This window comes from Sporolactobacillus nakayamae (assembly GCF_900113325.1).
Taxonomy (GTDB): Bacteria; Bacillota; Bacilli; order Bacillales; family Sporolactobacillaceae; genus Sporolactobacillus; species Sporolactobacillus nakayamae.
In genome coordinates, this window is the sequence record NZ_FOOY01000003.1 from 262,921 (window position 1) to 289,918 (window position 26,998).

Below are 26,998 nucleotides of genomic sequence, written 5' to 3' on the forward strand. Positions count from 1 at the left end.
GAGCAAAAACACATTTCTAAGCAACTTTTTCAAATGAAACCCTCCTGCCTTTTTATAATATTTCAACCTTTTGCCGAATGGTATCAGCTCTTTTATCTAAAAGCCAACAATCAACAGCATGATTTTCATCAACCATAGATGTTGGCGGTTGAACATGTTGACAAACCTCCATCGCAAACGGGCACCGTTCACAAAAAGCGCAACCATCAGGGGGTGCGAATAAATCCGGCGGCGCTCCTTCGATCGGCTTTAGTGTATCAGCGGGAATATCGACTCGGACGATGGCGTTAAGAAGCGCTTGAGTGTACGGATGCTTCGCTCTATAAAAAATATCGCGCTTGCTGCCCATCTCCACAATCTTCCCTGCATACATAACTGCCACACGGTCTGCAGTCTTCGCGACAACGCCAAGATCGTGAGTGATCATAATCATGGAGACGCCTGTCTCTTCTTGAATATGATCAAATAATTCCAAAATTTGCGCCTGAATGGTTACATCCAGTGCTGTTGTCGGTTCATCAGCAATAATCAGATCCGGTTCACAAATAAGAGCCATGGCAATCACAATTCTCTGCCTCATACCACCACTAAATTGGTACGGATATTGCTTCATTCGCTGTTCGCCATTCGAAAGACCGACCATATGAAGCATCTCAATCGCTTTTTGATGAGCTTCTTTCCTTGATACCTTTTTCTGATGAATGATGCCTTCAGTCAGCTGTGATCCTATGGTCAAGGTTGGATTAAGTGCCGTCATTGGATCCTGAAAGATCATGGATACATTAACGCCTTGAATACGGCGCATCTTTTTCGGAGTTAACGTGGTCATTTCAGTACCTTTGAATCGAATGGAGCCATCAATTATCTTCCCATTGGGCTTTGGAAGCAATCCCATTACTGCCAAAGAAGTCACACTTTTTCCGCACCCGGATTCGCCCACAATTGCAAGTGTCTCTCCCTGTTTAATATCAAACGCAACACCACGAACTGCATGAACCTCACCACCATGCGTTTTAAAGGACACATGTAAGTTATTAACTTCAAGCAGCTTGTCCGATTGTTTTGCCAAGGTGGTCATCTCCTTAATTTCGGGTCCAGCGCGTCTTGCAAGCCGTCTCCAAGGATATTAAAAGCAAACATTGTTAAGGAAATAAATAATGCCGGGAAGAACAATCTCCACCAAAAACCCGCTAATAGTGCTGATAAGGCGTCACTAGCCATAACACCCCAGCTTGCATACGGCGCCTGCACACCTAACCCAAGAAAGCTGAGAAACGCTTCAGAAAAAATAGCAGACGGAACGGTCAACGTCATTTGGACAATGATCGGTCCCATTGTATTTGGAATAAGATCTTTGCGAATAATACGCCACGGTTTGCTCCCAAAAGATTTGGAAGCTGTCACAAATTCAAAGTTTTTCAATTGAAACATTTGTCCTCTTACAATTCGCGCCATGCCTGTCCACCCTGTTACTGTAAGAGCAACAATAATGGTCAATAAGCTTGGTCCCATAACCACCATAAGCAAAATGACAACAAGCAAATAGGGGAGACCGTAAAGAATCTCAATAATTCGCATCATCACTAAATCTGTCTTTCCACCGATGTACCCGGATAATCCGCCATACGCGACACCAATAAGAAGATCGACAAGCGCCGCAACGACCCCGACAAATAATGAAATTCGCGCACCGTACCATGTACGGGTAAAGACATCTCGACCGAGTTCATCGGTGCCGAACCAATGGCTTGCCGACGGTGCCAAGTTCTGCAGCGTCAAGTGTTGGGCCGTGACCGAGTAAGGTGAAAATATCGGACCGAAAATTGCAAATACGGCAAGCAGGATTAAAAAACACATGCCCAACATGGCTAACTTGTTTTTACGTAAATGAATCCACGCATTTTGCCAATAAGAGATACTTGGACGCGAAAGGTTCTGTTGTACTGGCTTGTTCCGTTTCAAAAGACGAAACCATTCTCTTGGAACATTTTGCGCTGCGCACTGAACCTTTATCCCGTTTGTATTCGCCATCATCTGCCCTCCTTATTAATTTTGATCCGTGGATCAAGCCAGCCATAAGCAATATCAACCAGGAACAGCATAACGATTAATAGTGCACTATAAAACATTGTCGTTCCCATGATTACCGGATAATCTCTTGAATTGATACTGTCAACAAAATATTTGCCCATGCCTGGTATCGCAAAGATTTTCTCAATCACGAAAGTACCGGTCAAGATACTTGCGGCTAGTGTACCGAGAACGGTAACGACAGGAAGAAGAGCATTTTTTAATGCATGTTTTGTAACAATTAAAAAAGGTGACAATCCTTTAGCCTGCGCAGTCCTGATGTAATCCTGAGTCAGAACCTCAAGCATGCTGGAACGGATCAGTCGGGCAATGATCGCCATTGGAGCAGTTGCAAGAGCGATGATCGGCATAATCATATAAGAGAGACCTTGCCACGTTCCTGCGGGAAGCAGGCGCCAATGAACAGCCAATTCTTGAATTAGAAGAGTAGCCAGTACGAAATTAGGAATGGAAATACCAAAAACTGCAACAGTCATGGCAATATAATCAATCAAGCCATTATGTTTCAAGGCAGCAAAAACCCCAAGTAAAACCCCGGAAAGAACAGCAACCACAAGAGACCACATACCAAGCTCAAATGATACCGGGAAACCTCTCCCGAGTAAGTCATTTACAGTTTGGGAGGGTTGTTTTATTGACGGGCCATATGTAAATGTTGCAATTGATTTAAGATAAATTAGATATTGAATCGGGAGCGGCTGATCAATATGATAATGAGATTCCATATTTTTTACCGCGGCGTCACTCAGAACTTTGCCGTTCATGCTATTAAAAGGTGATCCTGGAATTGAATGCATCAGCAAAAATGTCAAAGTAGCAATCACCCACAGGGTTAAAATCATTGCTAGAAACCTTTTGCAAACAAATTGCAGCATAGCAAACCTACCTTTCTATGTAGACTAAATAAAGAGATCCGTTTAACTTGAAATTCTGAACATTATATTCGTGTTTATTCGACAATGAACTAAAAAGCACAAAATCCAGCTTCTCGTAGATTGAGAGCTGGATTTTGCCTAGTTTTATAGACAAAGCGGCATACTAAACTATTTGATTATACTTCTTCACCGCGTCCCCAAAAGCAACAATTAGTGCTTTTTGTGATGAGCCAAAGTATCTTTGCCTTATTTCGTCCACGATTGTAGGATCATTGATTAATCGTCCGGTTAGTAAAGAATGAACAAAGCGAGCCGTTAGGTTAATCGTAGCAGAACACTCTGCATCCACAATTCTTCCGCTTGCACGATCAATGACCAATCCAATAAAAAACTGATTAAAACGAATTGTTATCGGATTCTTTTGCGATGACTTGGCATCGCCAATAACAAAAACAGTATCGTTGCAGTAGATCATGATGGTTCCTTCCTTACTTATTCAGATGATTTGAGGGGCTGGCAACTGGATGGCTGCAGGAACTCAAATCGTGAACAGTTTCAAGGATTAACAAAAGTATATAAGACAATCTTTTATTTGTCAATATTATAATATTTCAAAAAATAGTGTTTTTTTACTAGTTGGATCACGCACTATCCTGTCATCATCCGACTGATTTCGAGAGTTCAATTAAATAGTGAGCAGCCAGATTACCGATCTTCTGAATAGCAAATAAAGCATCTTGTCTATTTTCAAGTCCGCTTGTCATAACGGTTAACGCCATTGAATGTCCGTTGCAATAGAAATAAGCCGCATCATGATCAATGTTTTCCATCTCACCCGTTTTGTTGTAAACGGTAACCGGTTGTATTTTTTCATCAAATAAACCAGGAAGTTTATCTCTGAATTGTTGATGAACCAGCCACGATTGAACTTCATCCGGCAACGGATCAGATTTTGAAAAGATACGGCGGATCATCCAATTTGCGTCATGCGCGCTTATCCAATTCGTGCGTCCCTCTTGTTGCGCGAATTCATCCATCATTTTTCGTTCAACTCGTGTTTCCACTAATCCCTGCTCTTCGATCCATGCCTGAATAGGATCAATGCCAAAGAAGTCCATTATTAAATTCGTTGCGGTATTATCTGAAACGTTTATCATCAAAGCGAGGAGATCTTTGACTTTCCATTCATGCGCAGACAATACTTGAAGCACTCCTGAACCGCCCACAATCTGATTTTTACTAAGCGTGATGGTTTGATTAAGCATGTCTGAACTGCCATTTAATCCTTTGTATACGTACAGCAATATCGGCAATTTAATCAAGCTTGCAGAAAGCATAGGAACATTCTCCTTGTATCCCAGAGCAAATCCGTCCGATCCAATAGCCTCAATGGCAATATGGCCATCCAGCTTATAGACAATGTCCATGATTGCTTTGTATAAATCATCATTCAAATCAATCATTAGTCTCCCCCTTACGTTCAAATTGATTTGTGAAAATGTTGCTCGATTAAAAGCGATAGATAATGAGTGTTACATCACGCCCGGCTGAATCCACAATTGTTTCCGATCTGCATCAAGCATCGCGTCAACACCAAATGGAATTGAGAAATTCGGCGCACAATGTCCGATCATAAAACCGCTGACCATTGGTTTTCCAAGCTCACCTAAATAGGTTTGGAACACTTCTTGATAAGTAAGAGTCGCGTCCCCATTATCCGCTTGATTTTGGTGAAAGTCACCAATGATAAACCCCGCTGCTTGATCTAATTTTCCTGCTAACCGCAGTTGATTAAGCATACTGTCCACACGATATGGCGCTTCGCCAATATCTTCTATAAAAAGTAATTTGTCTTTAGTTTCAATCTCAAAATCAGTACCAAGCGAGCTCGCAAGCAGTGTAAGATTTCCCCCGACGAGCATTCCCTCAGCTGTACCTCCTTGATATATGGTTAGAGGCGACAGATGTTCATCATAACGCAGAGACATCGGCTGAAAAAGCTGAGAGAACAGTTGTTTCGAGAGCAATGGAACGTCATTATCACCAAGATCCGAAGCAAGCATTGGGCCATGAAATGTAACCAATCCTGTTTTTTGACGAATTGCTGTGTGCAGGTATGTAATGTCGCTATAGCCCCAAAACACCTTGGGGTGGCTGCGGACCAAATCATAATCAATTCGATCTGCGAAACGTGCCGTACCATAGCCGCCTCTAGAGCAGATCACCGCACGAACGGAATCGTCGGCAAACATTCTATGGAAATCATCCAAACGCTCATCATCGGGACCAGCCAAGTAACCGTATTTTTTTGCAACATTCTTCCCTAAGCGCACTTGAAAGCCGAGCTGTTTCAACCAGTCGGTTGCCACTTCAAGGTGCTCCATATTCGGCGGTCCGGCGGGACTGATCACACCGATCGTGTCCCCTTCATATAAACGGCTTGGAATGATCATTATACCATCTCCCTCAAACATCACAAAATCCAGTTCATCAATCAGGTTGAACTGGATTTAAGCCCAGGATTATTTAGATAAGACAACTCGTGTTTACTGATAGCAGCAGTCGCTGCCGCTGCCGCCTAGATATGGTAACAGCCTTAAACAAACCAAGTATATTAGTCCGGTAATACTTTGTCAATATTTTAAAAATTAACTATTATTTTTCATTATCTGTATTGACAACACAAATAGGGATTTCTGTTATCGTGCGGTAAATACCAATTTCGACTTTTATGTATGAATCAATACCTCTGAGGAAAGCTAAGAATGAACAGTCTATAATTGATGAAACAAATAATAACAGTAGTTAATGCTGGTGTTCAGTTATTCTATGAATTGAGGTTATAAGATGGCAAGGAGAAAACGAGCCGCACTTAATTTTCTTGGATCTACAAATTTATGTTACCATCGGCCGATTGTGGTTGCTTGGTGGTCTGCGGCATTTCCAGGTTTCGGGCATATGCTGCTGGATATGCATATCAAAGGGAATGTGCTCTTCCTTTTTGAAATTATTATCAATGTTCATTCTAAGCTGAACTTGGCTATGGTCTATAGCTTCATGGGGGAGTTTGACCGCTCAATAAGTGTAATAAATACACGTTGGATACTGATCTATATTCCTTTTTACTTTTTCTGCATTTCAGACAGTTACCGATCTGCTCTTAAACTAAATCAGCTCTCCACATTGACAAGTGCACAGCCTCTAAATATAAAACCGCTTGATCTGCGCACCTTTGAAAAATGTTATCTTGACAAACGAGTCCCCTGGGTCGCCGCGATTTGGTCCATTCTTCTCCCTGGTCTTGGTCAACTTTATGCCCGTCGTCTCATAACATCACTGTTGCTTCTGTCATGGTCGCTCACAATTTATGTTAATTGCCATGAATGTGAATATATCTTAATTTTGACTGATGGCATTACCGATTTTCAGGAGGCAGTTAAGGTACTCAATCCCGAGTGGCTGCTTTTTATGCCCTCCCTAATTTTTGGAGCTGCTTATGATGCTTACTTAAAGACGATCGATACCAATAAGTTGTTTGACGACGAACAACGCGAGTACTTGAATCGAGATTGGCAAGCGCATAAAAACAGCGTGTTATTGGGGAATAGGGGGAATTTGATTAATGAGTAACATCATCTGCCTTTTTCAACCGTCACTAGCTGTTGAACTGGTATTAACAGAGTTGCAGAAAAATCAAATAGAACAAAATAACCTTGCTTGTTTTGTTCTAGATCCTATTCTATCTAAACCAATCATGCAATCAGATGAAAAAATGACAAAGGCAGAATTCGGATTTATTATTGCAACCATTTTCGGAGTGATAGGGGCAAGTGTGGGATTTCGCTTGCAACTGGGACCCATTGTCTGGGGGGTGTGTTCAAGTTTTGTCGGTTTTTTAATTGGATTTGTCATAGATTATTTGATTAAAATAAAGGGCAAAAATAAGCCCCAGTCCTTTGTGGTCATCTCCATTTGCTGCCAAAAGGATCAGGTGCCTGACGTAAAATCAATCTTAACCAATTATCACGTACTCGGACTTACTGTTATTGAATCATGAATGCCGCCCTCAAATTTTTCCTTCGCCATTTTATCGCGACAGCTTTTGCAATAACCATATATTTCGAATTTGTGTCCGGTCACTTGAAATTCAGGATCAATTTGTGACAAATCTTGCATCGGGCAGACATCAATCGTTCGTGTTTTGCCGCAACGCAGGCAAATAAGATGATGGTGATGATGCTCGGTGCAGTGGAATTGGTATATCTTTTCTCCATCCAGTTCTGTCTCTTCAAGAATCATCAGATCCTGAAATAAGGATAGATTACGATAGATTGTATCGAAACTAATACCTGGATAGTCGCCCTTTAACTCTGACTGAATATCTTTTGCTGATAAATAGCCATTCTTCCGATCGAAAAGATCGAGTATATCCTCACGCTTATCCGTGTGTTTGTAACCTTTATTCTTCAATAAAACCATGGCTTCTCGTTTGTTCACTGAGAATCACCTCTTTGGTAGCAAATCAGTACTTTACTTCACAGCATACCATTTTTCTTTAAAAAATCCTAACAATCCTTTTCAAGTCAGAAGTGGATGTACCAAAAGGTCTCTGAAATGAAACGTGTACTGCGCTTCGATTGTTCGCGATCAGCAGGGATGCTCCCGCAGGAATCCGCACCTTGCTTCATTACCTATGCCTTGTATCTCACTCTAAAAAGGTGCCCCAAAGTCAAAAATAGACCTTTGCGACACCTTCTCAGTTCCTGTTCCTTTATCGTTACCAGAGAAATCCTAACGCCAATATTGCAGCGATTGATGCCAAAGCAATAGGATAACCCCAACCCCAGCCTCCCCAAAGAAATAATCCGGGATTGTTTGACATATCGCTGCCGGCAGGCTGCAAATAAGCGTTGCGCTCGTCGACACGAGTCAGAACACCTCGATGTACCGAACCATCATTGCAACGAATTTCGACCGGTTGATTCACCAAATTACGACATTGAGAATAAACAGATTGGTTGAGCATTACGCATTCGCTCCCATTCACAAGATATTCTCTAATACTTTATGTCGGAACATCCTAAAGCGAATCGACATACATCACGCCATCTGCGCCTGTTTTTAATCATTCTCTGATATAGCGATGCCTGGTATGGTCAATTGTTTGAGTAAGCAGATTCATGACATGCTCATCTTCTTCAGAATAATACATCACTTTGCCATCTCTACGTGACTTAACGAGATGTAACTGTTTCAAGAAACTGAGCTGGTGTGACACAGTTGATTGCTGCAAATTAAGAAATTCCGAGATTTGCGAAACCGAGCATTCTGTTTGAGAAAGTAAAAATAAAATGCGCACACGTGTCGGTTCTGAAATTGCCTTGAATATTTGGGCAACAGCGTTTAAGGTTTGTTCGTCTAGATCAACAGGTGTTGGGTCAACCATATTCATCCTCCTAATCTAATGCCATCGTTCGTTTAAAAGAAAAAGATCGATGGCAGACCTGTTCTTAAGCAGCTTCACATGTAATCCGCTTATTTTCGTACGTTTACTTTTTTTGACCACTCTTCAATATTCCACACTCTGGTGATCCATTTTTCATAGAATGCGGGTTCATGGCTGACAACCAGCACTGTGCCTTCATAGGCTTCAAGTGCATTGCTCAGTGCTTCTTTTGCGGAAACATCAAGGTGGTTTGTTGGTTCGTCAAAGATCAGCACATTGCTTTTTTGCAGCATCAGTCTGCCAATACGCACTTTTGTCTCCTCGCCGCCGCTCAGTGTATCCATTGGTTGACGCATGTGCTCGGCGTAAACGCCACATTGAGCCAAATGCTGGCGCAACACTTTTTCAGGCGTCTCAGGATATTGGTCCATCATCCATTCTAAAGGTGTCAGATGCGGTGGCGCAGAGAGTTGAGAAAAATAACCTGGTTTTACGCGATCTCCCTGACCAACTTTTCCCGAAAGCGGTTCGAGCTCACCTAAGAATGTTCGGAGAAGTGTCGTCTTACCGATACCATTGTGCCCCACAATCGCAATCTTCTCGCCACGTTCAATTTTCACAGAGATAGGAGGAAAGAGCGGGCGTTCATAGCCGACATTTAATTTTTCCGCTGTAAAAATCATTCGAACAGGCTGACTATCCACTTTAAAGTGAAAGGTAGGCTTTTTCACTTGGGAGGGGGGATCCAATCGATCGATTTTGTCTAGCTGCTTCTCTCTACTCTTCGCCTGTTTTGCCGTCGCGGTTCGCACTTTATTCTTCTGTATATAAGTCTCAAGCTTTTTGATTTCTCGTTGCTGCTGTCTAAAGGCAACGACCTGCTGCTCTCTGCGCGCCTCATGCTGTTTGAGATAGGATTGATAATTTCCGACATAACGTATCAACTGTTGATCTTCCAAATGATACACGAATTGAGCAATGTTATTTAAAAAATCTGTATCATGAGAAATAACGATAAAAGCGTGTGAATAATTGTTTAGATAGTTCGTCAACCATTTGATGTGCACTACATCCAAATAGTTTGTCGGTTCATCTAAGAGCAGAACATCCGGTTTCTCCAGCAATAGTTTAGCCAGACATAATTTAGTTAATTGACCACCGCTCAGTTGATTGACATCTTTATCAAGGCCGATTGCAGACAAGCCTAAACCATCGGCCATCTCATGAATTCGCGCGTCGACCGTATAGAAATCACTTGCGAGCAGCAGTTCTTGAAGCTGACCATATTGGTCAATATAGGATGAATCTGCGTCCGGCTGCTGCATTTTAACTGCCAGTGCGTTCATTTCGCGTTCCGCATCGAACAATTTTTTAAATGCATCCTGCAGGCTCTCATAAATAGTTTTTCCATTTCCAAAATGAAGATGCTGCTCGATAACGCCAATTTTCATATTCCGCCTTTTGCTTATGTTTCCGCCATCCGGCAGCAGTTCACCAAGTAAAAGTTTAAGAAAGGTTGATTTCCCAGCGCCATTATGCCCAACAAGCGCGATGTGTTCACCTTCCAAAAGCCTAAAATTCATTTCTTTATAAATCAGCTTATCTCCGTATGAGAAAGCGACATTTTTCGCTTCAATAAGTAACATATATTCACTCCCCTAATTTGTGGCCGATCGAGAAAGCTGCAGATTAGAGTCTTTTCCGCATCCACTTGAAAAAAAGGCGAAGCAATAACGCTTCGCCTCTCCTAAGTTCATGATTCAACCGTAAGAAACAGAAACATCCCTGATTAATTGCCGCAACCGATTAGCCTGATTTAACTCGTGAAGAAGGCAAACTCGCCCCTATCAAGCCAATTTAAGTTGCAGACAATCAGACAGAATCATAAAAGTTTCCACTCCTCTATTTTATACTCAATTCATTTTAACTCTTTAAAGATCGAAAAGCAATGCGTTCATTAATAACGATAGGTGAGCTCAATCTCATGTTCTATAGGAATACCGTCCTCGTTGTATACAGGAATCGCGGGTTTCAATCTTCTTGCTTCAGTTACCGCTCCAATCCTCAATGCAGAGATGGTGAATCCTCTTTTTTGGTAAAAATGCAGGGCATGCGTGTTGTCGTTGGTTGTGGTTAAATACAGCCGGCTTGTTTTCCTTTCCTTTGCGACTTGCAACATTGCTTGGATTAAAGAAGAACCAACGCCGCAATTGATTTTGAAGCTATCCAGTGAAATGATTTCAATCGCATTTTCCATCACTCGGTACGTCAACAAGCCGGCGAATTGCTCGTCTATATATGCAAGGAACCCCGGCAAGATCGTCACATCGATCAGTTCGCCGTGGATTGCCATCATTCGCTCGCCCCAACGAAGCTCCATCTGTCTCTGAACATCCAATTGATCCTTGTCTTCAATTGACCTTATTTTAACGCACATTCGGCGCCTCCCCGATATTGTCTATAAGCAATGACAAAGAATAAGTGAGTTAATCGCCCCTAATATAAAAGCCCAAACATTTTTCAATACTTTGCATAGTCTACAAATAGGCCTTTGTTTAACCATGACTAGTGTTTATTCGATTTACCGATCATAGGAGGTTAGACCATGTCATATCAACAGTACTGGGAAAATCTAATCAACCAGCCAGTCGAGATTCAATGCAATGACGGATCTGTTCACGTTGGAATCATCGAATCATTTGACCAAAATAATGTCTATCTAAAACCTTTGGACAGCAACCAGACACCCAATGAGACAAGAAGCGGAAATGAAAATGATGAACGTTTCTTCGGCCTCGGCTTTGGACCTCAGGCATTCCTAGGGGGTTTTGCCGGCGGATTGCTCGGTGTGGGACTTGGATCCATTATTGGCGTTCGTCCGTGCCCTTACTGCCCACCGAGACCTTATTGCGGGCAGGGACCTCGGCCACCATATGGCGGCGGATTCTACGGGCAAGGACCCGGACAGTTCTATTATTGATCTGAATCTCTATGCTTTTCGCACACCCGTTGCAGGTGTGCTTTTTCCTATTTAAGGCAATCGGAATCGAAATATTCGATAACTTGGCGTTGCCAAGCCTTTGAAATGATCCAAACCGGCGTCACCTCAGGAGTTAGCCTCTGTCTTCCTCCAGATTCCACCTCACGTTGACGCCCTTGCTTTGGTTAACAGTTCCTACTGCCGACTCTGTATCAGATGTTTCATCGCCGAGTTGTCACCAATGTCGGGCGCACCTTCGAAAAACCGGTCAAGCCCGGTCCTTACTTCCGCAGGATGCGGTGGCTTTCGCGTTGCTTGCAGGACGTACTTCCACAAGATGTGGTGGCTTTCGCGTTGCTTGCAGGACGTACTTCCACAGGATGTGGTGGCTTTCGCGTTGCATATAGGACGTATGCGTACTTAGTGAAAGTTCCATTTCCTTACACTTAGCGAAAGTTCCTTACATATGAAAGTTCCTTTGCTCCAAATACCGTTTTGAATCATCAACCTTGTGCGTGAACAGACATTTCTATGTCACACTGGTAGAGTTTGTTCAAAAAGGAGGACAAAAAGAGCCGAGAAGATCAAGGAAGCGCAGTTTCGAGCACCAGAGCGTATGCAAATAATACGTGAGGAGCGGAGAAACAAGCTGACGCAGAACTTCCGCAGGATGCGGTGACTTCTGCGTTGTGTACAGGACGTACACGTTTCTAGCAGAAGATCCTCAGTACCTTTTTCCCGGACTTTTTGAACACCCTCTGGTAGGAAAGTATAAGAAAACATTTAAAGGAAACGAGTGTAAGCGGTCCGAAAAAACGCCGCGTCCTGCGGCTCACCGGACACTAGGCCGTCCATGGCCGTCGCAACTAAGTCTTCGCCTTCGCCAGAGGCTTGGCGAAGCCAAGTTTTCTAATAAATCATTTTGATCCTTAATTAAGTAACGTGGCCGGAATAAAATAAACGGAGATTTTCCGGTTATATGCATCATGGCGCTTGTTTCACAGGTGAATAAGGGTAATTTTTCCGCTTATGCACAGAAAAACCCTCCATTTTCATGTTTTTTAATTCGATTAGCGGAATTTCTCCGTCTATTTAAGCGATTTTTTCATTTATTTTCTAAATAAGCGGAATTTTTCCGTTTATTTCTCAGATTGAGCGCTTACCTGATCGCCCAACCGAATCTTGTGACCTTATCGTTGTACCGGCAAGGCAAAACGCTATACTTTTTTAATTTGTGAAAAAAGGAATCAGCTTCAGCTGATTCCTTTTGATAATAATTCATTATTTTAAGTTTAAGACAGTCACACGTTCACGGGACATGGACAAGATACTGTTATGGATACCTTGAACACCCATACCGGAAGCTTTCACACCGAGGAATGGGAAATGATCCGGTCCCCGCTCCGTACGGCCATTAATTTGAACCGTACCTGCTTCAACTTGTCGTGCGACTGCGAGTGCACGATCAATATCTTGTGAGAAGATACTTGCTTGCAAGCCGAACTCGGACTTGTTTGCAATTTCAATTGCTTCTTCATCGGATTTTACACGAATGACCGGCAATACGGGACCAAATGGTTCGATCCATGCAATATCCATGTCTTCTGTTACGTGATCCAGAAGCGTAGGATAAATCAGGTTCTCTTTCCGTTTGTTTCCTGTAATAAGTGTCGCATTCTTCGCCAAGGCATCATCAATTAACCCCTGAACAAAGTCAGCCGATTTGTCATCAATTAAAGGAACAATTGTACTGTTGTTTTCCGGTGAACCTACAGTGAGTTTTTCAATCTCCGTTTTCAAACGTGAAACGAGTTCGTCAGCAACTTTTTCATTCACGAGCACACGTTTGATTGCTGTGCATCGCTGACCTGAGTATGAAAATGCGCCATTCATAATACTGCTAACGGCAACATCCATATCAGCATCATCAGAAACAAGTGCCGGATCCTTGCCGCCTAGTTCAAGAACAAGCGGAATCATTGCTGTTTGTTTTGAAAGGTGACGTCCGGTAGCGGAACCGCCGGTGAAGCTGATCATATTGATTCCCTTGTGTTCAACGAGGTAATCGCCAATCACTGAGCCGCGTCCTGTTGTCAGACTAAGTAAGCCTTTTGGAAGACCTGTCTTATCAAGCGCTTCAATCATTTTAATACCGCTGATCGATCCTTGAGTCGCCGGTTTGAATAGTACAGCGTTGCCAGCCATCAAAGCCGGTGCAATTTTCGATGCGGCAAGGTTAACCGGATAATTAAATGGTGCGATCGCAAGCACGACACCCAACGGCGCACGTTCAACGATGCCAATTTTCTTTTGATCGCCGCCGGGAAAGCCGTCTCCCTTCAGGCTTTCACCGTGCATATGCAATGCCTCTTGCACGGTATAGCGAATTAAATCCGCGGTGCGGACAACTTCCTTTTGAGCATCCTTAAACCCTTTGCCCACTTCTTGCATAACGGCAGTCGCAATATCCTCGCTGCTTTTCACAAGTTCGTCAGCCCAGTTTTCTAAATAAGCGCCGCGTTCACTTAAAGACAGCTTAGCCCATTCTTTTTGTGCCTTATGAGCTGTTGTGATTGCAGAATCCACTTCATCCTGTGTGACCGCTTGAACATATCCGATCGTTTTTCTCAGGTAAGGGGATTGAATGGCGATCGTCTCTCCAGATGAACTTTTTTTCCATTCACCTTCGAGGTAAGCCATATAGGTGGTCAATTCTGATACGTTAGAAGCCATACCTTTTTCATTCTCCTTTTTTGTCAATTATTTTCTATATCGCAATTGTTCTCAAAGCCGCGTAAAGCCGCAATGAAACAAGCGCTCCAATTGACATTTATTTTCGTTCACCCATTACAGTAATACAATAAGATTTTCAATGAGTACTTATCTTTTCACACATTTATTTTCGCACGAAAAGTGCTTAATATCCAATCTTCTGCTCACTGGCTGTGTGATCCGGTCGTTCTTAGAAGCACGTAATACTATTATTTTACCTGCTTATTATAAGGTTTTAAAGCAATTTCATATATTTGTCAAGAAATTAAATTTATTTGTACTCGACTAAGGCACAGTATTATCCCAACCTTTTATACTTGAATAAGTAAGAACCCATCAACTATGTATTAGAAACAGAGATGTGTAGAACAAGAGACTCCCTGAATTAGGAGCCTCTTTTCAACAATCGCTCTCCTGCATAAACCGAAATCTGTTCGCAAGCGGAGCAAGAATTAACGCCAAAATAACAACAGGCAGCCAAGCAACCAAAAAAAGGAAAAAAGCGGCAAAATGTTTGGGCCGCCAAGTGCACCAAAACGGAAGCAGACCTAACAGTGACCCCATGATCAGTCCAATTATTCCATAACATAACCAAAGTTGTAGACCTGATATGATCATTTTTATCAACTCCGTCACCTTTTTAATAGTTTATGCAGGATAGCTAAAGAGGTGAGGGTTGATACGCATTATATCAAGCTCCTAATGGTTATGTGCGTTCATAAACGTCGAACTCGTGTGGAAATATATTCTTCCGATCTAGGACGCCGGGAACGCGGCTTACTAAACGCCATTCGTCTGAATTGAATCCTGTAAAGTAGGTGTCGCCTTCAAATTCCGCGTCAATATGAGTGATATAAAGCCGATCCGCAAATGGCAAAAAGGCTTTAAAAATTCCGGCACCGCCGATGATGAAGTATTCATGACCATAGGCTGTACCACTTTTCAAAAATGCATCAACTGATGAAAATGTTGTTACATGATCTTCAGAGAAGTACGGGTTATGTGTCAGAACGATGTTTTCACGCCCGGGTAAGGGTTTACCAATGGAATCAAAGGTTTTCCTCCCCATAACAACGGGATGCCCAAGCGTTTTTTTCTTGAAATAACGCAGATCATTCGGCAGATGCCAAGGCAATTCATTTTTAATACCAATCAGCTGATTACGGTCCATTGCGAGTAGAAAGGAAATCATACCGACACCTTGCCTTTAATCGCGGGATAAGGATCATAATCAATAAACTGAAAATCATCATAATCAAAATCAAAGATTGATGAAACAGAGCGCTTGATTACGAGCTTTGGCAGTGTTCTTGGTTTACGCTCAAGCTGAGTCTTGACTTGATCAAGATGATTGAGGTAGATGTGCGCGTCACCAAGCGTGTGGACAAAATCCCCCACTTTTAATCCGGTAACATGCGCGATCATATGCGTGAGCAGCGCGTATGAAGCGATGTTAAACGGTACTCCAAGAAAAATGTCCGCGCTGCGCTGATAAAGTTGACAGCTTAAACGACCATCATTGACATAAAACTGAAAGAGGCAATGGCATGGCGGCAGTGCCATATCCGGTATATCCATCGGATTCCAAGCCGTCACAATTAATCGGCGGGAATCGGGATTCATTTTTATTTCATTAATGAGGTTGGTAATTTGATCAACAGTTTCTCCGTTTTTCCCCGGCCAAGAGCGCCACTGGTGACCATAAACCGGACCAAGATTCCCCTCTTTATCCGCCCATTCATTCCAAATACGTACACCGTGTTGTTGCAGATACTTGATATTCGTATCACCTTTGAGGAACCAAAGCAGTTCGTAAATAATTGATTTATAATGCAGCTTCTTTGTCGTCATTAACGGAAAACCGTCTTGTAAATTGAAGCGCATTTGATGTCCAAATACACTAATTGTTCCGGTTCCGGTACGATCGCTTTTTTCATGACCTTCGGAAAGTACTCGTTGGCAAAGATCCAAATATTGTCTCACAGCTGATCACTCCACTTTTCTATTGCTGATTTCTAGTTTATCATAATCTGCTCGTTTCAGATACGACATAAATTCCAGGAATCAGAAAGAGATCTTTTTATGTTTTCCTTACTGTTCACTAACTTTTTTATTTAAGAAGGTAAGCGCGAATAATTCATATGGCCGCACATAAGCATGATACAAGGTTTAATACTTTGGGGGGGATCGCGATGAACGCTGATAAGCAGCAGAGCAATCCACTAAATCAATTGAGGCATCAACAACCAGATGCATTAATTGATGAGTGGAATCAAATCTGTCAAAACGATCGCGAACGCGCATTAACATGGATCAATGATCCAAAGTTAGAGTTCCCGGTACTTTATATGCTTAGAGAGCAATTGGAAACACGTGATGAGGATCTCGATCCTCGCGCTCGCATTGCTTTGGCACAGATCCGTAATGTGCTGCAGGGAGCTGATATAGGTGTAACTAAAGTTGCCTCATTTGCCACTCAGCATGATGAAGTAGTCGGTGCAATGCATTGGATGCTTAATACCGGTTGGAAAAATATTGTATCAACCGATTTTACACAAGTGATCGACCAGACAGCGATCAATTTCTTGCACACATACCATGAAAATTGGCTTAAAGAGATGGTTGATCTTGTCTTATATCGATACAAGAATAAAAGTCAACGCCATTATTTGATTTGCGCCATGTGGGAAACGGCGGATCCAATCTGTCTCGTCTATCTGTCAAACTATCTCTTATCCGATCAGTCTGTCGAGAGCAACTATGCTCGCCGCACGCTCGCGTTCATTCCCGAAGTACGGCATGCGCTTGACAATCAATCAGCCATGCTCGCTTTTGAAACGTGGTATGAAGAGAATGCGCACTTCTTGGTGTATACAGGTGAAACGAATGACGCTGTACCCGGAGGCCGTCCCTATCGTATTCACTACAGTGCGAAATACCTCGGAAAAATTGTTTCTCCAAGGAGCGGCGAACCCATTCAAGTGCTTCTGTCCAATGAAAAAAAGAACTATTTTGAGTTCATTAAATTACCCATTCGTTTACAAATTAGTCTGTCCGCTTACTCAAGTCTGCTTCGGAAACAGCAGCCGAAGATTTGGCGTGGCTGGGTCGTTCAACCAATTAAAGAGCAGCTTCAATCCATCAGTACACCTGCACATGGGAGGTATAATCTATGATCATCGCCGCAAACGAACAACTTTCAGCCGATGATTACGGAAGTTTCGCTGTCAACGGTCGTTTCGCCCCAGCTATTTTCAGAGCCATGGCAGAGTCTCATGAATGGTTTGCCTATCCCTCACAACATGAGCTTCACTTTGAAATCAAGCTGAGAAATGAGACAATTGAAGCCGCACACGCACTGCTTGCGAGTGGCGCGTCTTTTGCAACCTTTTACTATTCTGAATGTAACGATTACTATTGGACGTTAACCGGTGATGGAGGATTTGAATTAAAGCCTGGAATGGCGGCTTCAAAAGCCGTTAATGATATTTTTGTCAATGGTGAAGCGTACGCCTTCGAATGTGCAACTGCCATGATGATTATTTTCTATAAAGCTTTAATTGAAACTATTCCGAAACAACGATTCGACGAAGTCTTCCAGCATCTCTATCTTTGGGACTGGCAAAACCATCCTTTCTTTCCGTTAAGAAATACGCCGCGAGTCGGTGGTGGTATTCCCGGTGATGTCCGTTATTTTAAAAATCCTGATGTCAGCCCTCAAACACCGCAGTGGCAAGGTGAAAACGTCGTGGATCTGTCCGATGGCATGTACTATGGCCATGGAATTGGTATCCTGCCGGCAAACCAGATTATAGCCGAGTTGAATAAATTTCGACGTATCGGAGCCGTGACCTCGGCATTTCTAATGAGCAATGCTACGCGGCCAAATTATCTGGCTCTATCTGCTCTCGCAGATGGCCGGCAAATGGAAGGAATCCGAATTGCCGCCGGTACCTCCTTCTACACATTTTGATTTTTGTCCAATTTTTTTGGCAACAACAAGGCGATACCGAATGCAATCAACGCAAGCACGAAAAATACGACGAATAGACTATGAATACTCATTGTGAGAATTTCGCGCAGCACGCGCAGCATGGATGTATGCAGCTGTACGTGCCCTTCAGGATGGACAAGCTGATTCAACTGATCAATTGAATAGTGCGCGCCCCCCTCTTCGTGAATGGCTTGTTTTGCTTGGGCGTTAAAATACATGCCGAAGAATGCTGCGCCGATTGTCTGCCCGATACTACGGAAAAATTGGTTGGATGCAGTAACTGTTCCGCGCAGTCCGCTCCCCGCGGCGGACTGTGCCGCGATTGTCGTCAATGTTAACGTTATCCCAAAGCCTAAACCGAGTATCGCTGTTAAAATGTAGAGCGTATAGTGATTGCCTCCACGATCTAGCAATGTCATCCATAATGTGCCTATAAGAATGAATAACGCGCCGAGGCACTCACTTTTCCTTAATCCTAATTTAGGAAGTAGTCGGTCACACCAAAATGAACCTGCCATCCAAGCGAGGGACATTGGTGTCAGTACAAAACCGGAAGCCATCGCACTATAGCCAAGCAGTCCCTGAATCCACATAGGCATATAAATATCATTCCCGATGAGTACGGCACTTGCGATGAGCGCAAGTATATTTGTCACCAGCACAATTGGTGATTTCAAAATTGAAAGTGGAATCATTGGGTCCTCTGCATGCTTCTCAATAAATGTGAACAACCAGAGTAGTAGAATGGATAGGATAAAAAAGATCAGATTCAATGAATTGTTCCAACCCATTTCGCCAACCCGCTGCAGCGCAATAAGCATAAAGATCATGGCGCTCGCGAAAACTCCCGCTCCCGCGAAGTCAATCGATTTGCGTTCACGATTCCAATGTTCATTAAGCCCCATCGAAACAAAAACGATTGTAACAATGCCGAAGGGAAGATTAATAAAGAAAATCCAATGCCAAGACAGAGTGTCGACAAAGAAACCGCCCACAAGCGGACCAAGTATACCAGCGATCCCCCAGATCATCCCCATCATGCCAAACATCTTTGCCCGTTGTTCCACAGGATAAATATCTCCAATAATGGTTGTGCTTAGTGTCATCACTGCGCCCGCGCCAATCCCTTGAATCCCGCGAAATATGATCAGCGTGTGCATCGACCAAGCGAATCCGCATAGAATGGATCCAGTCAAGAAAATCAATGTACCCATCGTAAAGATACGCTTTCGACCAAAGAGATCTGCCAATTTTCCAAATAGAGGCACCGTTACCGCAGAAGTAAGCATGAAGATTGAAAAAACCCAATCCATGATACGTATTCCTTGTAAATCACCTATTATTTTCGGCATTGCCGTACTGATGACCGTTCCTTCGATCGCAGTCAAGAAAGTACCAATCATTAAGCCGATAAGCACTAATCTTTTATTTGTCATACTCTTTACCATGGCTGCCTCCAAAATATTCCGGTAACTACTCAGATCATCTCATTGTAGTAGAGATGAGAGAAACTCGTCAAATGAAATTGTAGTGTCCACGCAAAAAAGAGCCCGCGAAGGCTCCCTGTTCTCGTAAACCTCTCATTCACCGATTCAATTTTTCAAGCAAACGATTGATTTTTTCGTATAGTCGTTGGTATTCCTCGGAATTTTTTAAGCGGTCTGTAACATCATTCAATTCCTGTTTTAAATGATCAATTTCTGTTTTCAGTGACTTGGTTACCGATTCATTCTGTTTTTCTTTTCCATCTTCATCAGCCATGTTTACATGAACGCGTATTCTTGATAAATCTTTTAAACTCTTTTTCACCTTATTCAACTGTTTATTTAGTTTGTCTTGAACGGAATAGGAGTTATTGTTGTCATCCATGTTAAGCTCATCTTTAAGTGCATCCTGTAAAATTCTGGAATAGTTAAGATTGGCATTCTTCGCTGCATCGTCTAACCACTTAGGGATCGTCAGCGTCTTTTTCACTGCCTGATTTTCCATTTTTTTCCGAAATGGAGGCATCCATGTATCAATCAGCGTCACAAACTGTTCAGGTTCAGCGTGGATTGACGTAACTTCTGAGGGCTCAGGAGCCTTTTCGCCTTTTTCCTCAAGATGATAAATGTAAATGGCGAGTGCTTCCTTTGCGTGGGTGAATCCTTCTTCACTATCTTTCGCTGTGGCAGTGCATTCAGGCAGATCCGGGAAAGCAATGGTTATCTGACTGGCTTCCGTTGTGAAGATTGCAGGATAAACGTACTGATCTTTGACCATTTGAATCACCTCACCATTAGTATAACACGTATTAAACACGTGTAAAACCCATGGAACACACACGTTTTTCCATAAGAAAAACCGGGCAAAAAGCGCCCGGTCTTTACTTCCGCCGGATACGGTGGCTTTCGCGTTGCTTGCAGGACGTACTTCCACAGGATGTGGTGGCTTTCGCGTTGCATACAGGACGTATGCGTGCTTAGCGAAAGTTCCTTACATATGAAAGTTCCTTTGCTCCAGATACCGTTTTGAATCATCACCCTTGATCCTTAATTAGGTAATGCGGCCGGAATAAAATAAGCGGAGATTTTCCGGTTATATGCATCCTGGCGCTTGTTTTACGGGTACATAAGGGTAATTTTTCCACTTATGCACAGAAAAACCCTCCATTTTCACGTTTTTCGATTCGATAAGCGGAATTTCTCAGTCTATTTAAGCAATTTTTTCATTCATTTTCTAAATAAGCGGAATTTTTCCGTTTATTTCTCAGATTGGGCGCTTATCAGTGTTAAAAAAAACCGGGCAAGCCCGGTTTCTTAACGATGGTAAAGAAGCATATAATCAAAAATGTTAAAGGAACGCTAATACCGTTTACTCTTTTCTCACACTGTCGCTTCTGAAGAGTGGTTCTGTGTTGACTCCTGTACATAACGATTTCGCGGATGATGATAACAAGCCTCGCTGCACGATCGATGATGTGTTATCTCACATTCCTCGCAGCATATGATTTGCTTATTGCATTCAGGATTGGCACAGTTCACGATTCGATCACATGATTTCCCGCAATGATGGCAATGACCAACAATAACATCTTCATCCGTACGGTTTACCGGAACGGAAATACGCTGATCAAAGACATAGCATTTCCCGTCGTAGAGCTTTCCCTTAACTTCCGGATCTTTTCCGTATTCGACAATACCGCCATCAAGCTGACTGACATCTTGAAAGCCGGCGCGAAGCAGATAGCCGCTAAATTTCTCACAGCGAATCCCTCCTGTACAGTAGGTGAGCACCTTCTTCTCTTTAAAATCAGAAAGGTTTTTCTCAATCCATTCAGGCAAATCGCGAAAGTTACGGATATTCGGTAAAATTGCGTTGCGGAAATGCCCAATTTGCGTTTCATAATCATTTCGAGCATCAATAAGGAGAACATCTTCATCCCGCATCGTCTCAAGGAAATCCTTAGGCTTTAAATGCTTACCCGTCAGTTTATGCGGATTAATATCATTGTCAAGGTTGAATGCGACGATCTCTTTACGTGGCCGAACATGCATTTTCTTAAAAACGTGGCCGTCTGCTTCATCAATTTTAAACGGCATATTCGCAAATCGCGGATCCTGATGCAATGTATCCATATAGATCTGCGTTTGTTTTGCTGTGCCGGAAACCGTCCCATTCAGACCTTCTCCCCCAACTAGAATACGGCCTTTCAATCCAAGCTCTTTGCAAAAGCGGAGATGCTCCTGCGCGAATAGCTTTGGATCATCAATCGTTGCATAATGATAGTACAAGAGCACTCGAAATTGTTTTTTCTCTGTCAATTTAATCACCTCATATTGATCAGTACGATCCGATCACTTCATTCCTTTGTTTATCCTATCAGATTAAATTAGCTGTGACAATTATCACATACGCTTCTTTTTTAGGTCAAAGATGAAAAATGAGTCAAATTCTGTTATGGTTACGATAGAAAAATGCTAAAGTGAGGACGAACAACAATGGATTTTGATGTGATTGTCGTAGGCGGCGGTCCTGCAGGATTAATGGCTGCAATTGCCGCAGCAGAGCACGGTGCCCATGTACTGTTGCTTGATAAAGGTGATAAATTGGGTAGAAAATTGGCAATCTCCGGGGGCGGTCGGTGCAATGTCACCAATGCGATGCCTATTGATGAACTAATTCAGCATATTCCCGGAAATGGACGTTTCTTATACAGCGCCCTGTCATCCTTCGATAATCAGGATATTATCCGTTTTTTTGAACATTTAGGGGTCGATTTAAAGGAAGAAGATCACGGACGGATGTTTCCGGTTTCCAATAATGCAAAATCAGTAGTGACTGCACTTCTAAGAGAAATGCAAGCACTGAAGATAACCATTAAGACGAACACGCCTGTTCAGACTCTTCTCTACTCGGATTGCGTCACCGGTGTTAAAACAAAGAACGGTCAGAAATTTTCGGCAGCTTCAGTCATTGTTGCGGTTGGAGGAAAAAGCGTTCCAAGTACCGGCAGCACTGGGGACGGATATGCTTGGGCAAAGGTTGCAGGTCATACCATCACTGAACTCTACCCTACTGAGGTTCCGCTTATATCCGATGAACCCTTTATCCAACAAAAAACACTCCAAGGACTCGCATTGTCTGATGTCTCCGTAACACTGGTCAATCCGAAGGGAAAAGCCATTCAGACGCATCGATGGGATATAATTTTCACTCATTTTGGACTATCTGGACCTGCCGTTCTTAGGCTAAGTCAGTTCGTAGTCAAGGCTTTAAAAAAGTTCAAAACAAAAGATGTTATCGTGCTCATTGACAGCAAGCCGGATCTTCATGAAAATGAATTGACTACACGGCTGCTTGGGCTTGCCAAAAACGAGCCAAAAAAAGCCATTAAAAACATTTGGAAAGGTATTGTACCTGAACGATATCTTATGTTCCTCTTGGAGCAAATCGAGTTATCTCCAGATTTGACTTTTCACGACCTTTCAAAAGAAAATGTTCGTAAAATGACTGAAGCATTAAAACACTTTCCCGTTCGCATTTCAGGCACGCTCTCGATTGAAAAAGCGTTTATAACGGGAGGCGGAGTTTCACTAAAAGAAGTGAACCCGAAATCAATGGAATCCAAATTAATGCCGGGGCTTTTTTTCTGCGGCGAAATTCTCGATATTCACGGATACACCGGGGGTTACAATATTACCTCAGCATTTGTCACCGGACACGCTGCTGGAACAGCGGCTGCAGCACATGCTGTTGAGCAGTAACAAAATTAATTCGATCATAATTTGTAATACGTAAAAAGCCAGCGCATTATCTTTGCGCCGGCTTTTAATTTTATCTATTTATTAACATCCGCTTAAAACAACCCAACCACGTTTCCGTCCTTATCGATATCCATATTTAGAGCTGCCGGTTGTTTCGGGAGACCCGGCATCGTTAGAACGTTGCCGGTCATCACAACGATGAAACCTGCCCCTACAGATGCTTTTAGTTCGCGCACATGAATCGTGAAGTCTTTTGGTCTGCCAAGTAATTTTGGATTATCCGAAAGTGAGTATTGTGTTTTGGCAATGCAAATTGGGAATTGGTCCCAACCGTTTTGCTTAATCGATTTCAATTGTTTTCGAGCCTTTGGCGAATAGTCCACGTCTTTGCCGCCATACACTTTGGTGACAACGGCTTTGATTTTATCTTCTACCGAATCATTCAGTTCATAAAGCGGTTTAAAATGATTTTCTTCTTTTTCGATGGTTTCTACAACTAATTGAGCGAGTTCCTTTCCGCCTTCCCCACCTTGTTCCCAAACCTTGGATAAAGCGACAGGATGTCCATTTGCCGCACACCAATCCGTAACATAAGCAACTTCACGATCTGTATCGAAAATGAAATGATTAATTGCAACGACATAGGGAAGACCAAATGATTTAATGGTGTCGATATGGCAAGCGAGGTTTTCCATACCGCGGGCAAGCGCATCAAGATCTTCATGCTTCAGCTCGTCTTTTGTTAATCCCCCATGCATCTTGAGTGCGCGAATCGTTGCCACAATAACGACGGCGCTTGGATCAATATGTCCGGCACGCGTCGTAATGTCGAGAAACTTTTCTGCGCCGAGATCCGCACCGAATCCCGCCTCCGTAATCAGATAGTCGCCTAATTTGGCTCCGATTTTCGTCGCGAGAACACTATTGCAACCATGCGCAATATTAGCGAATGGACCGCCATGAACGAATGCCGGCGTATTTTCCAAAGTCTGTACAAGATTTGGATGAATCGCATCTTTTAGAAGCAAGGTCAGTGCGCCCTCAACTTTTAAATCACGAACGAACACTGGTGCGCCTTCATAGGTATATGCAATCAACATTCGGCTAAGCCTTTTTTTCAAGTCTTCAATATCTTCTGAAAGACAAAGAATTGCCATGATTTCCGAGGCTACTGTAATATCAAAACCATCTTCGCGGGGCACACTGTTTGTCCGTCCGCCGAGCCCGACGATGACGTGTCTCAACGCGCGGTCATTCAGATCAAGCACGCGTTTCCAAACAATCCTCCGGGCGTCGATGTTAAGTGCATTCCCTTGATGAATATGATTATCAAGGAATGCTGAGAGCGCGTTGTGAGCAGTCGTGATTGCATGAAAATCGCCGGTGAAGTGCAAATTAATGTCTTCCATTGGCACTACCTGAGCATAACCTCCGCCAGCTGCTCCGCCTTTCATTCCCATTGTCGGTCCCAAGGACGGTTCACGTAAAGCAATCACGGTTCTTTTTCCAATTTTGTTCAGAGCTTGACCTAATCCAACAGTAACCGTGGACTTTCCTTCGCCTGCCGGAGTTGGATTAATCGAAGTCACAAGAATTACCTTGCCGTCAGCTTTACCATTCATTTTACTCAGAATATTTACTGATACTTTGGCTTTGTAACGCCCATAAGGTTCCCAACTGCTTTCATCTAGACCGAGTTGATCGGCGATCTTACTGATCGGCTTGAGTACAGCACTTTGGGCTATCTCAATGTCCGACTTTACTGTTTTCGACGTTTCTGACATTTTCTCATAATCACCCATTCACTATTAAAGTTGTTCAGCCATTTTTCTTCTATTATGATAACATAATGTGAGCAATGCTAAAATGACATAAAATTCTATTGCATGACAAATTAATTAGTATGTATTGATCGATGAGGATGTGACGAATGTGATTGAAGTTTCATTTGATGGTGCGGCAGTCAGCAATCCGGGTCTTGCGGGAGGCGGAATATACATAAACGAAGGAAATGGGACAGAAATCAGGCACTCAATCTCTTTTGGAGAACTCTCAAGCAATCATGAAGCCGAATTTGCCGCATGCGTTGCTGCACTCAACTACGCACATGATAAGGGCTATCGAATCGTCTCATTCAGGACGGACTCTCAGCTCGTAAATCAAGCATTAGAGAAGCGGTATGTTAAAAATGTTCAATTCATTCCATATTTGAATGAAGCCATGGGATTGATCGAAAACTTCGACCTGTTCTTTTGCAAATGGATTCCTGAAAAGCAAAATAAAAATGCTGATTCACTGGCCCGTCTAGCAATTCGCAAACAAATCAATGAGAAACAAAAAAAGGAGGACAACTTTTGAAACTGAAACGCGTGTTACTTGCTGATTCCGTCCTGGTTGGAATCACTTTCATATGGGGTACAACTTTTATTATTGTTCAAAATATTCTAGATAAGCTGACACCGTTAGCGTTTAACGCATGGCGCTTTTTTTTCGCCGCCTTATTTCTCGCATTATGGCAATTTATGTACAGAAAAAAGAGCAAATCAGTCGTCCGCCGATACAGTTGGTCTGTAGTGGGTTCCGGCATGCTTTTAGGCGTTTTTTTATTTGCGGGTTATGTCTGCCAGACAATTGGTTTGCTTTACACGTCGGCTTCGAATGCTGCATTCATTACAGGGCTAAGTGTCGTGCTTGTCCCAATTTTTTCCGCGCTTTTATTGCGGAATGCGCCGCGGCCGGCTGCGATTGCTGGTGTTGTTTTTGCTGCAATAGGTTTGTTTTTCCTCACCACGCGAGGTCAATTCTCTTTAAACAAGGGTGATTTGATCGTTCTTGTCAGCGCTGTAACCTTCGCCCTGCACATTATCTTCACGGCAAAAGTTACCGAACGCTATAATAGTTTATCTCTGACCATTGTGCAGCTCAGTGCAGTCGCATTTTTGGCATTTGTTGTCGGAATCTTTTTTGAAGGAGGCAAAGCATTTAATATGCGCATTTTGCTTCAAACCGATGTCATTATCGTAATCCTGTTCATGGCATTATTTGCAACGGCTTTCGCGTTTCTTCTGCAAACGGCATTGCAAAAAGAAACACCAGCCACTCATGTTGGTATTATTTATATAATGGAGCCGGTCTTTGCCGCATGGACTTCTGTTCTCTTTCAAGGCTCACAGTTCGGGTCAAGTGAATTAACAGGATCTATTCTGATACTGGTCGGCATGTTTCTCGCGGAATGGCCGGTTAAAGCTCGGAAAAATCAGTCAGTCAAATAAATCACAGCTTTAGAACATTTGGCTTTGCCAAGCCTTTTTTCTTCCGCTTTACTCATATCAGAATATAAGAAAAACCGGGCAAAAAGCGCCCGGTCCTTAATCCCCAGCCATGTGTTATTGGTTCATGTCTTTATTGTACTGAATCGTCACTTCGGTTACTCGCTTGCCGCGGGCGCAGCGCGAGCCTCCTCAGACAGGCAGGAATCTGCGGGTTCTCACTGGCACTGCGTGTTTGATGCACTATCTTTTGCATAACCAAAAATCACATGTTTTTTTTACCTGAAATAAACACATACAACGGAAAAGGAGTCCAACATGGACT

Annotated in this window: 26 protein-coding genes; 8 read left to right on the forward strand and 18 right to left on the reverse strand. The window is 42.9% G+C overall.

Features of this window, described 5'->3' with window-relative positions; all coding sequences use genetic code 11:
* Positions 1-52: 52 nt before the first annotated feature.
* From BM003_RS01305 to BM003_RS01330, 6 genes are all read right to left on the reverse strand, one after another.
* Positions 53-1,069, reverse strand: a complete 1,017-nt coding sequence (locus tag BM003_RS01305; RefSeq protein WP_245733979.1) for an ABC transporter ATP-binding protein — start codon at positions 1,067-1,069, stop codon at positions 53-55.
* 5 nt (positions 1,070-1,074) lie between these two features.
* On the reverse strand, positions 1,075-2,031 hold the full coding sequence (locus BM003_RS01310; protein ID WP_177184571.1) for an ABC transporter permease: 957 nt from the start codon (positions 2,029-2,031) through the stop codon (positions 1,075-1,077).
* Positions 2,031-2,966 (reverse strand): ABC transporter permease, encoded by a 936-nt coding sequence (locus BM003_RS01315; protein WP_093669287.1) that lies wholly within the window; start codon positions 2,964-2,966, stop codon positions 2,031-2,033. Before BM003_RS01315 ends, BM003_RS01310 begins: the two co-directional genes overlap by 1 nt.
* A 163-nt stretch (positions 2,967-3,129) precedes the next feature.
* Positions 3,130-3,438 carry a DUF3870 domain-containing protein gene (locus tag BM003_RS01320; protein WP_093669690.1) on the reverse strand — a complete coding sequence of 103 codons (309 nt, stop codon included), beginning with the start codon at positions 3,436-3,438 and terminating at the stop codon, positions 3,130-3,132.
* Between the two features lie 187 nt (positions 3,439-3,625).
* The gene (locus BM003_RS01325) at positions 3,626-4,429 is read right to left on the reverse strand and encodes a serine hydrolase (protein ID WP_093669288.1); all 804 of its coding nucleotides are present in this window, start codon (positions 4,427-4,429) and stop codon (positions 3,626-3,628) included.
* 69 nt (positions 4,430-4,498) lie between these two features.
* Positions 4,499-5,419, reverse strand: coding sequence for a S66 peptidase family protein (locus tag BM003_RS01330; RefSeq protein WP_093669290.1), 921 nt, complete (start codon positions 5,417-5,419; stop codon positions 4,499-4,501).
* Between the two features lie 394 nt (positions 5,420-5,813).
* Between BM003_RS01330 and BM003_RS01335 the strand changes: the two genes are divergently transcribed.
* Positions 5,814-6,596 carry a hypothetical protein gene (locus BM003_RS01335; protein ID WP_093669292.1) on the forward strand — a complete coding sequence of 261 codons (783 nt, stop codon included), beginning with the start codon at positions 5,814-5,816 and terminating at the stop codon, positions 6,594-6,596.
* Positions 6,589-7,023: a hypothetical protein gene (locus tag BM003_RS01340; protein WP_093669294.1), complete on the forward strand. Its 435-nt coding sequence runs from the start codon at positions 6,589-6,591 to the stop codon at positions 7,021-7,023. The genes BM003_RS01335 and BM003_RS01340 overlap by 8 nt, the downstream gene beginning before the upstream one ends.
* On the opposite strand, the gene BM003_RS01345 is transcribed toward BM003_RS01340, so the two are convergent.
* From BM003_RS01345 to BM003_RS01365, 5 genes are all read right to left on the reverse strand, one after another.
* Positions 6,990-7,463 carry a Fur family transcriptional regulator gene (locus tag BM003_RS01345; RefSeq protein WP_093669296.1) on the reverse strand — a complete coding sequence of 158 codons (474 nt, stop codon included), beginning with the start codon at positions 7,461-7,463 and terminating at the stop codon, positions 6,990-6,992. The two genes, BM003_RS01340 and BM003_RS01345, sit on opposite strands and share 34 nt — an antisense overlap.
* 280 nt (positions 7,464-7,743) lie before the next feature.
* The gene (locus BM003_RS01350; protein ID WP_093669298.1) at positions 7,744-7,992 is read right to left on the reverse strand and encodes an LSm family protein; all 249 of its coding nucleotides are present in this window, start codon (positions 7,990-7,992) and stop codon (positions 7,744-7,746) included.
* 99 nt (positions 7,993-8,091) lie between these two features.
* Positions 8,092-8,412, reverse strand: a complete 321-nt coding sequence (locus BM003_RS01355; RefSeq protein WP_093669300.1) for an ArsR/SmtB family transcription factor — start codon at positions 8,410-8,412, stop codon at positions 8,092-8,094.
* A gap of 89 nt (positions 8,413-8,501) precedes the next feature.
* Positions 8,502-10,058, reverse strand: coding sequence for an ABC-F family ATP-binding cassette domain-containing protein (locus tag BM003_RS01360; RefSeq protein ID WP_093669302.1), 1,557 nt, complete (start codon positions 10,056-10,058; stop codon positions 8,502-8,504).
* Positions 10,059-10,369: 311 nt separating this feature from the next.
* The gene (locus BM003_RS01365; RefSeq protein WP_093669304.1) at positions 10,370-10,849 is read right to left on the reverse strand and encodes a GNAT family N-acetyltransferase; all 480 of its coding nucleotides are present in this window, start codon (positions 10,847-10,849) and stop codon (positions 10,370-10,372) included.
* Positions 10,850-11,017: 168 nt separating this feature from the next.
* On the opposite strand from BM003_RS01365, the gene BM003_RS01370 reads away from it, so the two are divergent.
* Positions 11,018-11,392 carry an LSm family protein gene (locus tag BM003_RS01370; RefSeq protein ID WP_093669306.1) on the forward strand — a complete coding sequence of 125 codons (375 nt, stop codon included), beginning with the start codon at positions 11,018-11,020 and terminating at the stop codon, positions 11,390-11,392.
* A gap of 1,281 nt (positions 11,393-12,673) precedes the next feature.
* On the opposite strand, the gene BM003_RS01375 is transcribed toward BM003_RS01370, so the two are convergent.
* From BM003_RS01375 to BM003_RS01390, 3 genes are all read right to left on the reverse strand, one after another.
* Complete coding sequence (locus BM003_RS01375) at positions 12,674-14,125, reverse strand: NADP-dependent glyceraldehyde-3-phosphate dehydrogenase (protein WP_093669308.1); 1,452 nt, start codon at positions 14,123-14,125, stop codon at positions 12,674-12,676.
* A gap of 745 nt (positions 14,126-14,870) precedes the next feature.
* Entirely contained in the window at positions 14,871-15,356 is a 486-nt protein-coding gene (locus BM003_RS01385; RefSeq protein WP_093669312.1) for a dihydrofolate reductase, read from the reverse strand.
* Positions 15,353-16,147: a thymidylate synthase gene (locus tag BM003_RS01390; protein WP_093669313.1), complete on the reverse strand. Its 795-nt coding sequence runs from the start codon at positions 16,145-16,147 to the stop codon at positions 15,353-15,355. Before BM003_RS01390 ends, BM003_RS01385 begins: the two co-directional genes overlap by 4 nt.
* A gap of 209 nt (positions 16,148-16,356) precedes the next feature.
* On the opposite strand from BM003_RS01390, the gene BM003_RS01395 reads away from it, so the two are divergent.
* Together BM003_RS01395 and BM003_RS01400 are read left to right on the forward strand one after the other, a co-directional pair.
* Positions 16,357-17,340 carry a hypothetical protein gene (locus tag BM003_RS01395; protein ID WP_093669315.1) on the forward strand — a complete coding sequence of 328 codons (984 nt, stop codon included), beginning with the start codon at positions 16,357-16,359 and terminating at the stop codon, positions 17,338-17,340.
* The gene (locus BM003_RS01400) at positions 17,337-18,137 is read left to right on the forward strand and encodes a protein-glutamine gamma-glutamyltransferase (RefSeq protein ID WP_093669317.1); all 801 of its coding nucleotides are present in this window, start codon (positions 17,337-17,339) and stop codon (positions 18,135-18,137) included. The genes BM003_RS01395 and BM003_RS01400 overlap by 4 nt, the downstream gene beginning before the upstream one ends.
* Here BM003_RS01400 and BM003_RS01405 read toward each other — a convergent pair.
* From BM003_RS01405 to trhO, 3 genes are all read right to left on the reverse strand, one after another.
* Complete coding sequence (locus tag BM003_RS01405) at positions 18,125-19,606, reverse strand: MDR family MFS transporter (protein WP_093669319.1); 1,482 nt, start codon at positions 19,604-19,606, stop codon at positions 18,125-18,127. The genes BM003_RS01400 and BM003_RS01405 overlap by 13 nt on opposite strands.
* A 136-nt stretch (positions 19,607-19,742) precedes the next feature.
* The gene (locus BM003_RS01410) at positions 19,743-20,420 is read right to left on the reverse strand and encodes a type II toxin-antitoxin system HicB family antitoxin (protein ID WP_093669321.1); all 678 of its coding nucleotides are present in this window, start codon (positions 20,418-20,420) and stop codon (positions 19,743-19,745) included.
* Positions 20,421-21,022: 602 nt separating this feature from the next.
* Positions 21,023-21,961, reverse strand: coding sequence for an oxygen-dependent tRNA uridine(34) hydroxylase TrhO (trhO, locus tag BM003_RS01415; RefSeq protein WP_093669323.1), 939 nt, complete (start codon positions 21,959-21,961; stop codon positions 21,023-21,025).
* 177 nt (positions 21,962-22,138) lie between these two features.
* On the opposite strand from trhO, the gene BM003_RS01420 reads away from it, so the two are divergent.
* Positions 22,139-23,404 carry a BaiN/RdsA family NAD(P)/FAD-dependent oxidoreductase gene (locus tag BM003_RS01420; RefSeq protein ID WP_093669325.1) on the forward strand — a complete coding sequence of 422 codons (1,266 nt, stop codon included), beginning with the start codon at positions 22,139-22,141 and terminating at the stop codon, positions 23,402-23,404.
* A 92-nt stretch (positions 23,405-23,496) separates the two neighbouring features.
* On the opposite strand, the gene BM003_RS01425 is transcribed toward BM003_RS01420, so the two are convergent.
* A complete protein-coding gene (locus tag BM003_RS01425) occupies positions 23,497-25,188 on the reverse strand; it encodes a formate--tetrahydrofolate ligase (protein ID WP_093669692.1) in 1,692 nt (563 codons plus the stop codon).
* A gap of 148 nt (positions 25,189-25,336) precedes the next feature.
* On the opposite strand from BM003_RS01425, the gene BM003_RS01430 reads away from it, so the two are divergent.
* Positions 25,337-25,762, forward strand: a complete 426-nt coding sequence (locus BM003_RS01430) for a reverse transcriptase-like protein (protein WP_093669327.1) — start codon at positions 25,337-25,339, stop codon at positions 25,760-25,762.
* Positions 25,759-26,676 carry a DMT family transporter gene (locus BM003_RS01435; protein ID WP_093669329.1) on the forward strand — a complete coding sequence of 306 codons (918 nt, stop codon included), beginning with the start codon at positions 25,759-25,761 and terminating at the stop codon, positions 26,674-26,676. Before BM003_RS01430 ends, BM003_RS01435 begins: the two co-directional genes overlap by 4 nt.
* Positions 26,677-26,998 lie beyond the last annotated feature (322 nt).